Here is a 9,536-nt window from a genome sequence, read left to right as displayed (position 1 = left end):
GTTGAAGAACGCAAGGCCGCGAACAAGGCCCTGATCGACGAAGTGCTGCAGGCATACCCCGAAAAGATGGCCAAGCGCCGCGCCAAGCATCTGGGTTCCTTTGAACAGGGCAAGCTCGACTGTGGGGTGAAATCGAACATCAAATCGCTGCCCGGCGTGATGACGATTCGCGGCTGCGCGTACGCCGGCTCTAAGGGTGTTGTCTGGGGGCCGATCAAAGACATGATTCACATCAGTCACGGCCCCGTCGGCTGCGGCCAGTACTCGTGGGGCTCGCGCCGCAACTACTACGTCGGCACGACGGGCATCGATACGTTCGTCACGATGCAGTTCACTTCCGATTTCCAAGAGAAGGATATCGTGTTCGGCGGCGACAAGAAGCTCGACAAGATCATCGACGAGATCCAGGAGCTCTTTCCGCTCAACAGAGGTATCTCCATCCAGACTGAGTGTCCGATCGGTCTGATCGGTGACGACATCGAGGCAGTCTCAAAGAAGAAGAGCACGCAGTACGGACGGCACACGATCGTGCCGGTACGCTGCGAGGGTTTTCGCGGTGTGTCGCAGTCACTCGGCCATCACCTTGCAAACGATGCGATCCGCGATTGCGTGTTCGACCAGGCCGATCCGAACAGGCGGCCCTCACTCGAGTCGACACCTTACGACGTCGCGATCATCGGTGACTACAACATCGGCGGCGATGCGTGGTCAAGCCGGATCCTGCTTGAGGAGATGGGTTTGCGCGTCATCGCGCAGTGGTCGGGCGATGGCACGCTTGCCGAACTCGAAAGTACGCCGAGATCCAAGCTTAACCTGCTGCACTGCTACCGGTCAATGAACTACATCAGCCGGCACATGGAAGAGAAGTATGGCACTCCGTGGGTCGAGTACAACTTTTTCGGTCCGACAATGATCGAGAAGAGTCTGCGTGAGATAGCGAGCCGATTTGATGACACGATCAAGGCGAATGCTGAAAAAGTGATCGCTAAATACCGCGCGTTGATGGATGCTGTCATAGCCAGGTATAAGCCGCGCCTGCAAGGCAAAAAGGTGATGCTGTTTGTGGGCGGCCTGCGCCCGCGTCACGTTATCGGGGCGTACGAAGACCTTGGCATGGAAGTCGTCGGCACCGGCTACGAGTTCGCTCACAACGACGACTACCAGCGCACGACGCACCACGTTAACGACGGCACACTGATCTACGACGACGTGACCGGCTATGAATTCGAGAAATTTGTTGAGCACACGCGGCCGGATCTCGTCGGTTCGGGCATCAAGGAAAAGTACGTCTTTCAGAAGATGGGCGTCCCCTTCCGGCAGATGCACAGCTGGGATTACTCCGGCCCCTATCACGGCTACGACGGCTTCGCGATCTTTGCGCGCGACATGGACATGGCGATCTCGAGTCCAGTATGGGGTCTCTCGAAGGCCCCGTGGAAAAAGGCTGCCTGAGCGCAACCGGGCGCTAATAGCACAACGGTGCCGACAGACGGCTGTTCAGATTTTCGATTCAGGAGCGTGTCATGCCCCAATCCACCGACAAAATTCTCGATCACGAACTGCTTTTTCGCGAGCCAGAGTATCAGGCGCTTCTCCGAAACAAGAGGGAAAACTTCGAGTTCAATCATCCCGATGAGGCGGTGACGCAGGTCGCCGAATGGACAAAGACTGAGGATTACAAGCAGAAGAATTTTGCCCGAGATTCGCTGACAGTGAATCCAGCAAAGGCGTGCCAGCCGCTTGGCGCTGTCTTCGTGGCCAACGGTTTTTACAAGACTTTGCCGTTCGTGCACGGCTCACAGGGCTGCGTGGCTTATTACCGCTCGCATTTCTCGCGACATTTCAAGGAGCCGACGTCGTGCGTCAGTTCGTCCATGACGGAGGACGCCGCGGTGTTCGGCGGGCTGAACAACATGATTGATGGCCTCGCGAATGCATACAACCTGTACAAGCCCGAGATGATCGCCGTCTCGACAACATGTATGGCAGAGGTGATCGGCGATGACCTCGATGCGTTCATTAAGAACAGTAAGCAGAAGGGCAGCGTACCGCAGGACTATGACGTGCCATTTGCCCATACGCCCGCGTTTGTGGGCAGCCATGTGACCGGCTACGACAATGCGCTATTGGGCATTCTGAAGTATTTTTGGGACGGCAAGGCTGGCACTACCACACCGCTCACGCGCGTGCCGGACGACACCGTTAACTTTATCGGTGGATTCGATGGATTCGTGGTCGGCAATATGAAAGAGGTTCGACGGATCTTTGATCTGTTCGGTATAAAGGTCAACATCATTTGTGATCCGTCCGAGACATGGAATACGCCAACCGATGGCGAGTTCCGAATGTACCAGGGTGGAACAACGAAAGAGGAGGTCGAGCACGCGTTGAACGCGAAGGCAACGTTTGTCTTTCAGGAGTTTTGCTGTGAGAAGACGAGCAAGTTCATCGCCGATCATGGCCAGGAAGTGATCTCGCTGAATGCGCCCGTCGGCGTTGGCGGGACCGACCACTTCCTCATGGAGATTTCTCGTGTGACCGGCAGACCAATTCCCGCAGAGCTCGAAAAGGAGCGCGGCCAACTCGTCGATGCAATGGCGGACAGTCAGGCGAATCTGCATGGCAAACGTTACGCCCTTTATGGCGATCCGGACCAGATGCTCGGGTACACGCAATTCCTGCTTGAGCTCGGAGCGGAGCCGGTGCACGTGCTCGCAACGAATGGCAACGATAGCTGGGCAGAGAAGGTCAGGGCCCTATTGGATGCATCGCCATACGGTGCAGGATGCAAGGTCTACCCAAAACGCGATCTTTGGCACATGCGCTCGCTGCTATTCACGGAGCCAGTGGACTTCCTGATTGGCAACACATACGGAAAGTATCTGGAGCGCGACACTGGGACGCCCCTCGTACGGCTCGTGTTCCCCATATTCGACCGCCATCACTATCATCGCTACCCGACTTGGGGATATTCCGGCGGCTTGCGAATTCTATTGGCGCTGCTGGACGAGTTCTTCGAAACAATGGACGCGAATACCATTGATATTTCGAAGACAGATTACAGCTTTGATATTGTCCGCTGACGTCCGTGTGGTCCTCACGTAGATACCATATGGGAGGGCAGCGGCGGTCCGCCCGGCAGGAGTAAGACCGGGCTCGCACACTGGTTTTCACCGAAGGGGGACGCAAATGGATGCGCCTGACACGGTTCTCCGCGGGCAGAATTCGACGGCGGGTGGCCGTCCCTGTATATGGCCTTTAACGTCGGCGAGAAGAACTGGAAACTCTCGCTGGGTGATGGTCAGTGCGCGCCCCGCCGCTCGGCGGCCAAATTGAAATTGTCTATTGCGCCGTGCGCTGGTGTTACCGGCTTTGAGTTGCCGCTCGACATTGAGGAGTTGCTGTCCAAACGGGCTGTTATCGTCTGCACGAAATCATTCGACGCAGGTGTGAACATTTAGCGCGGGTTTCGCACACCGGGCCGCGCCCCGCGCTTCGGTACCGCATGGCATCTGGACGAACTATTTGTGACGTTGCGGCCGATCTTACGCATGGCGTGCGGCGTGCGTTTGATGAGCATCCTGCATTTTGCCATTGCGGCCTAACTATCAGGCAGACTCGCTTTTATTACAGTTCCGGCACCCGGTGAACTGACAATTTCGATTTGGCCGCCGAGCATCAGAACGCGCTCTTCCATTCCCACCAGACCAAAGGATTTCTTTCGCGCAGCCTGAACGTCGAAACCTTGGCCGTCGTCGCGTACTTCGAGAAGGTAAGCATTAGCCGTTCGCTCGAGCGTGATGACCACTATCGTGGCTCTCGCATGACGAGAGACGTTGGTCAGTGCCTCCTGAACCAGGCGAAACAGCACGATAGACCGATCCTCGTCCATTGTGATGTTCTCATCGTGCACGCGCAGGCGACACTTGATACGTCGATTGCGATTGAACTCGGCAGCGAGCCACTCGAGTGCGGCCACGATGCCTGTGTCCAGCGCAGCAGGGCGTAGCGACGTGATGACGCCCCGTACAACTTGCATTGTTTGGTCCACGAGAGAAACCAGTGCCTGCGTCTGCTCGACAAGCTTCGGACAGTCAGTGTAAAGTTTCATCTGCAAAGCCGAGAGTCTTAGGCGAAGTGCTGTGAGATGTTGCCCGAGTTCGTCGTGCATTTCACGTGCGATGCGTTTGCGCTCTTCTTCGAGAGCCGTCTCGCGACGCGAGGTGAGTTCGCGTAGCATCTCGTACGATTCCCGCAAGCGGTGCTCTACTTCTTTTCGCTCTGACAGGTCGACCACGAAGGCGACGCCTTCTTTCCGACTGGATTCGAAAGCAACTCTGCCAACCATAACAGGTACACGGCTGCCGTCCTTTCTAATGTATTCCTTTTCGGATGGCTGCACGCGCCCCGTGCGCAAAATCTGCGCCAGGGCATCTTGCGTGGTCTCTTGCCATTCCTGCGGCGTCAGGTCTCTCCAGCGTATGCGACCTGAGACGAGGTCCTCGCGCTCGTATCCCACCATTCTTAGAAATGCGTCATTGGCCTCGAGAATGTCGCCATTAGCGTTCCACACGATGATGCCGATGATGTTTGCGTCGACGAGACGACGGATTCTAGCTTCGCGCTCAGTGAGGTCCTCGTACAAGCGAGTGTTCTCAAGCGATGTTGCTGCCTGTGAGGCCAGAAGGCGAAGCACTGCAATTCGAGCAGGAGCGAATGCGCGGGTGATCAGATTGTTTTCGAGATAGAGCACGCCCGTAAGCTTGGCCTGGTTCGTCAGAGGCAAGCAGACGATAGAACGCAGCCGATGCTCACGGATATAGCGATCCGTGCTAAATGCAGGGTCCTCTGCGGCATCGTCGAGGATGACGCTCTCCCCGGTGCGTAAGACATGGTAAAGCACTGATTCGGGCATCAACGTCGCATTAATGGGTACAGTACTCAATTGCACGCGAGCCATGTTGCCGTCCGTTGTAGCTTCAGCCGCTATCCATTGTTTGTCAACGTCTGGTAGGATGAGCATCCCCCGCTGCGCGCCCGCCTGTTCGATCGCCGTGCGCATGACCGTATCGATCAGATTGTCCAGGACAATCTCGCGCGAGATTGCCTGCGATACTTTGATCACGGTAGCGAGGTCCAATTGTTCGATGGGCGCCCCGATAGTGGTAGTTGGCGTTGGCGCTCGCTCTTTGTCCATGAGATGCGGATGAAGGTCGTCGAGTTGTCGCACCTTGCCCTCGGCCCCCCACCGTTGGTAGGCCTGTCGGGCCTCTTTGGCATATACGCGTGCGATCTTCTCAAAACCGCGTGTCGCGTAGAATCGGGACGCGAGTTCGTTCGCTACAGCTTCGTTATGGACAAAGCCGTTAGCGCGTGCTGACGCGATGGCTTCTTCAAAGAGCCGCATCGCGTCAACATCGCGATTTTCCAACCGGGCAATCTCGGCACCGACCAACGCCACGCGATCTGTGAAATTTGCGGGGCAGTTCTTCGACCAGATTTTCAGTTGCCGATGATGCGTCGCTATGGCGTCTTGGCAAATCTGCCGCTCTCCGGCCGGAACGTGCTCGCAATATGCCGCTCGGGCGAGCGCGCCGTAGAAGTGATACTCACATTCCTCCAAATGTGAGGAGGACGTCCAGAGCAATTGTTGCGCCGTTCCCGCAGCGTCAACAGCTTCCGCGTAGTCGCCGGCAATATATCGTGCCTGCAATTTCCTGACCCAGTACCAGCACGCAGCCGTCGCCAGCGCGGGATTGCCCGACAAATGATGCTCGAAGCGAGGTTCGTTCACGTTACGCTCATCGAGGCGCCCAAACCGGATTGTTGAGCCGCGAAGCATTCGAATTAGCGCGAGCTGCGTGTTCAAGTTATCGACAACCATGCCAAAGCCCGTCTTTTCGGAAAAGACTAGGCCCTGTTCGGCTTCATGCTCCACCGCGCCTAATGGCTCGCCGACAAAGAGCAGGTTGGAAATGACATGGCAGCACGTGTAGGCGGCAGACGGCAGGTCTCCGTTTCGATTCGCCGCCTTGAATGCATTATCCAGCACCTCACGGCTCATCCGCACGTGTTTCGTCCAGCGCGCGACGTAAAGCGCATAGCAAAGATACGTGACCGCCTGAAAGCGCTTGAGGCCCCGTTGTTCGACGAGCTTGTAGCCGAGATCGCCAAACTTGAACCCCTTTTGATAGTCGTTAAACCGCGGCCCCGCTATCCGTGCAAACATAACATACGCGAAAGAGGACGCGTCGCAGTTGCCATGCTCCAGGCTGAGACTGACCGCTTTGCATATCGTCAGCGAAGCCAGATTCGCGTCCGTGAACCATGCTGGGCGCAAGAGCTTGCTCAGCACTTCAGCCGTCGAAAGAGAATCGGGATCCTTCATTAGCGGCAAGTCGATGAGGTCCTCTATCACTCGACCCTCAAGCCGGATCCAGATGCGCTCGTACTCTCGTTGTACTTCCTCTTCACTAGGATGGGCTGACCAATGGATCCCGACGCGACGGAGATGTTCGAGGCAGACAGCGACTGCACGATCGCTCTGATCAAGAGTCAGGTAAACGTCCATTTGCAGGCACATGACGAGCGCCTGTTCGATGATACGTGTTGCGCGAAGTGACAGCACCTTCAAGCGTTGCTCTGCGTTCGACAGTCGCCCGGTCAGGAATTCGCATTCGGCTCGAGTTAACTCGAGTGTGAAGATGAGTTCGTGCTTGCGCTCCCAGCAGTCGTCGGCTAGGAGTTGCGCACCCATGATGAGATAAGTGAGCGCTGATTCGTAGGCCGTCGACGTCTTGGCGCGCTGGCCGGCTATCAGGTTGAATGCAGCAAGTTGGTCGCGTTCCTCCTGATCATCCATCAGCGCTGTCCCGCGGTTGAGTTGACTGACGATATCGAATATCGCCTGCTCGCGCTTCTCGGGAGAGTTTTGTGTCGCGAGCAGGCGCCCGATACGCAGATGGACCTTTGGAAGCAAGCCTTCTGGGATCAGCGAATAGGCAGCTTCCTGCACCCGGTCGTGCGCAAATCTGTAGGCGTCTCCCAGATCATCGACAAGCTCCTTGTGTACCGCTGGTATCAGCGACGTGCGCACACTTTGCTCGGTTTTCCCCAATACTTTCGACAGAATCCCGAGCGTTGCGGTATTGCCGAGACAGGCGAGCAGTCGCAATGTCCGCCGTGTTTCGGCAGGGAGGCGGGCCAGCTTTACGACCATCAGGTCTGCCACGTTGTCCGTGTAGCCCTTTGCGCGAATTTGTGGCAGACGCCACTGCCAACAGGCCAGGTTGTGGTCGAAAGTAAGTAAATGCTCGTCGGCGAGTGCGTGTAGAAATTGAATGACGAAAAACGGATTACCGCCAGTCTTATCATGTATGAGCTGCACAAGTGGCGAGACCCGTTCCGGCGTTGTGTGGAGCGCTTCTGCAATCAATCGCTCCACGTCCTCGCGGGTGAGCGGTAGGAGCGCGATCTCGTCAACCGCCGCGGTCATGCTCCTGAATGTCCGAAGCTTATTCATCAGCGGATGATTGGTGTCTACCTCGTTGCTTCGATACGCGCCAATCATCATCAGATACTTCAGATCCGGGCAGGTTAGAAAATCCTGCAACAGGTCCAGCGTCGCGGTATCGAGCCATTGGAGGTCATCGAAAAACAGCACCAGCGGATGTTCCTGCCGGGCAAAGACACTCACGAACCGCCGAAAGGCTAGCTGGAAACGGCGTTGTGCCTGATGCAAATCCAGTTCGGGGACGGGCGGCTGGTCGCCGATGACGAGCTTAAGTTCGGGGAGTAGGTCAGTTACGAGTCGCGCGTTTGGCGTCAGTGCCTCCGTGAACGCCTCGCGCCAAATCGCCAGTTCCGTCTCTCGCAGGGTGAGAAGCCGGCGCACCAGATCACGAAAAGCGGGCAGCAGTGTCGAGTACGGTATGTCGCGCTTGTATTGGTCGAACTTACCCGATGTGTAGAGTGCTCGTGGCGGCACGAGCACCTTCTTTAGCTCATTCGCGATCGCGGACTTACCGATGCCCGAATAACCGGAAACCAGCACCAATTGCGGTGTGCCCCTAGCCATGACGCGGTCAAACGCGGCGACCATAGCGTCGATCTCACGTTGCCGACCATAAAGTTTATTGGGAATCGACAGCCGATCAGGCGTATCGTGCTCGCCGAGCGCGAAGACTTCGATGTGCCGCTGTCGCTCCCATTCGGTGAGACAACGTCGGAGGTCACGTTCCACACCAGCCGCAGTCTGATAGCGCTCCTCGGGCGTTTTAGCGAGCAGCTTCATAACTACTTCCGAGACGACGGGCAGAATTCTCCCCACCCGCGCGCTCGGCGCCATCGGCTTGCGAGCAACGTGGCAGTGCACCAATTCCAACGGATTGTCGGCGTTGAACGGCAATACACCGGTGAGCATCTGGTAGAGCACAACGCCAAATGAATAGAGGTCGCTTCGGGAATCAATCGAGCGATTCATTCGCCCTGTCTGTTCCGGCGCCATATATGCCAGCGTGCCCGCAATCGTCTCAGGTGGCACTGAGGATTGACGCTCGCGGGGCAGTTCTGAGGCGATGCCGAAGCCGGTGAGCCGCAAGAAACCATCCGCACAGTTTGCCAAAATATGAGCGGGCTTGAGGTCCTTGTGGACGAAACCGCGCTGGTGAAGTTTGCCCAGCGCTTCAGCAATGCCGATGGCAACGTGTAAAACAGTTCCCATTTCCATCGGCGCGCCGATCATCCGTTCGAGCGGCTCACCGCCCGGGTCTTCGAGCACCAATACAGTCCGGCCTTCTGCGCGAATCAGATCCATCGGCCGTACCGCCCATGTGCTATTGAGTTTCTCCTTCAGCTCGAATTCATGCGTGAGACGAAGGATGGTGTCGGCTGAGGGATTCGCCGCCGTGGTCTGTACAACCAGAACGCTTTCGCTGCCGCGAGATTGACAAACCCGACAGAGGACACGGTCCGCGTCCTCCCAGAGGACTTGGCGGTTGTTTCGTTTTTCGGAAAAACGTGGAACGTTCATTTACCGCATACTCTCAGCCGTTCGAATCTACAATTATGCGCTGCACCCCGCAAGTATGGCATCTATAAAATGTAAGAAGAAACGTGGTCGGACGAGACTGGGACTGGGCGCGCTCTAAAGAGAGCAGCAGTCACAAGGTGACCGAACATGTACCGGTGCGAACGTACGGCATTGGCTGGGTTGTGTCGCCAGCCCGTTCAATAGCTTGGTCCGCGAATCGGATACTCGTTCGGGAGGTATTGTCACGTTGCCGAGTGAGTCGGCTAAATCTGGCGATGCGGAAGGCGAAAGAATTGCGCTTCATCGACGGCAAGCGTCAACAGTCGCGCCGTGCGCATGTTCTACCGGGTTCAGTTGAGCCTGCGCGACATCGAGAAGTTGTTGTTCAAACGGGGCGTTGTCGTCCGCTTCGAAATCATTCGACGTTAGTGCGACACGTTCGGCGTGGGCCTTGCTCACCGGTCAAGGTTCGCGTCCGCAACCAGGCACCACGTGGTACCCGAAT

The 9,536-nt window shown here is 56.8% G+C and carries 4 protein-coding genes; 3 read left to right on the top strand and 1 reads right to left on the bottom strand.

Annotated features, from left to right (window positions below; all coding sequences use genetic code 11):
- From nifD to AABE10_RS35045, 3 genes are all read left to right on the top strand, one after another.
- The coding region (gene nifD, locus AABE10_RS35055; RefSeq protein WP_342937645.1) for a nitrogenase molybdenum-iron protein alpha chain at positions 1–1,452 on the top strand (1,452 nt) is incomplete at its 5' end.
- Between the two features lie 71 nt (positions 1,453–1,523).
- Positions 1,524–3,083 (top strand): nitrogenase molybdenum-iron protein subunit beta, encoded by a 1,560-nt coding sequence (gene nifK, locus AABE10_RS35050; RefSeq protein WP_342937644.1) that lies wholly within the window; start codon positions 1,524–1,526, stop codon positions 3,081–3,083.
- A gap of 168 nt (positions 3,084–3,251) precedes the next feature.
- Positions 3,252–3,461, top strand: coding sequence for a hypothetical protein (locus AABE10_RS35045; RefSeq protein WP_342937643.1), 210 nt, complete (start codon positions 3,252–3,254; stop codon positions 3,459–3,461).
- 140 nt (positions 3,462–3,601) lie between these two features.
- Here the strand turns inward: AABE10_RS35045 and AABE10_RS35040 are convergent, their stop codons facing one another.
- On the bottom strand, positions 3,602–9,031 hold the full coding sequence (locus AABE10_RS35040; protein WP_342937642.1) for an AAA family ATPase: 5,430 nt from the start codon (positions 9,029–9,031) through the stop codon (positions 3,602–3,604).
- Positions 9,032–9,536 lie beyond the last annotated feature (505 nt).

Source organism: Paraburkholderia diazotrophica, from assembly GCF_038900755.1.
Taxonomy (GTDB): Bacteria; Pseudomonadota; Gammaproteobacteria; order Burkholderiales; family Burkholderiaceae; genus Paraburkholderia; species Paraburkholderia diazotrophica_A.
This window is presented reverse-complemented; position numbering and strand designations above follow the sequence as displayed.

Bases quoted from the DNA above. Each gene is read 5' to 3' on its own strand.
- nifK (WP_342937644.1), top strand. From the start codon at position 1,524: ATGCCCCAATCCACCGACAAAATTCTCGATCACGAACTGCTTTTTCGC.
- AABE10_RS35045 (WP_342937643.1), top strand. From the start codon at position 3,252: ATGGCCTTTAACGTCGGCGAGAAGAACTGGAAACTCTCGCTGGGTGAT.
- AABE10_RS35040 (WP_342937642.1), bottom strand. From the start codon at position 9,031: ATGAACGTTCCACGTTTTTCCGAAAAACGAAACAACCGCCAAGTCCTC.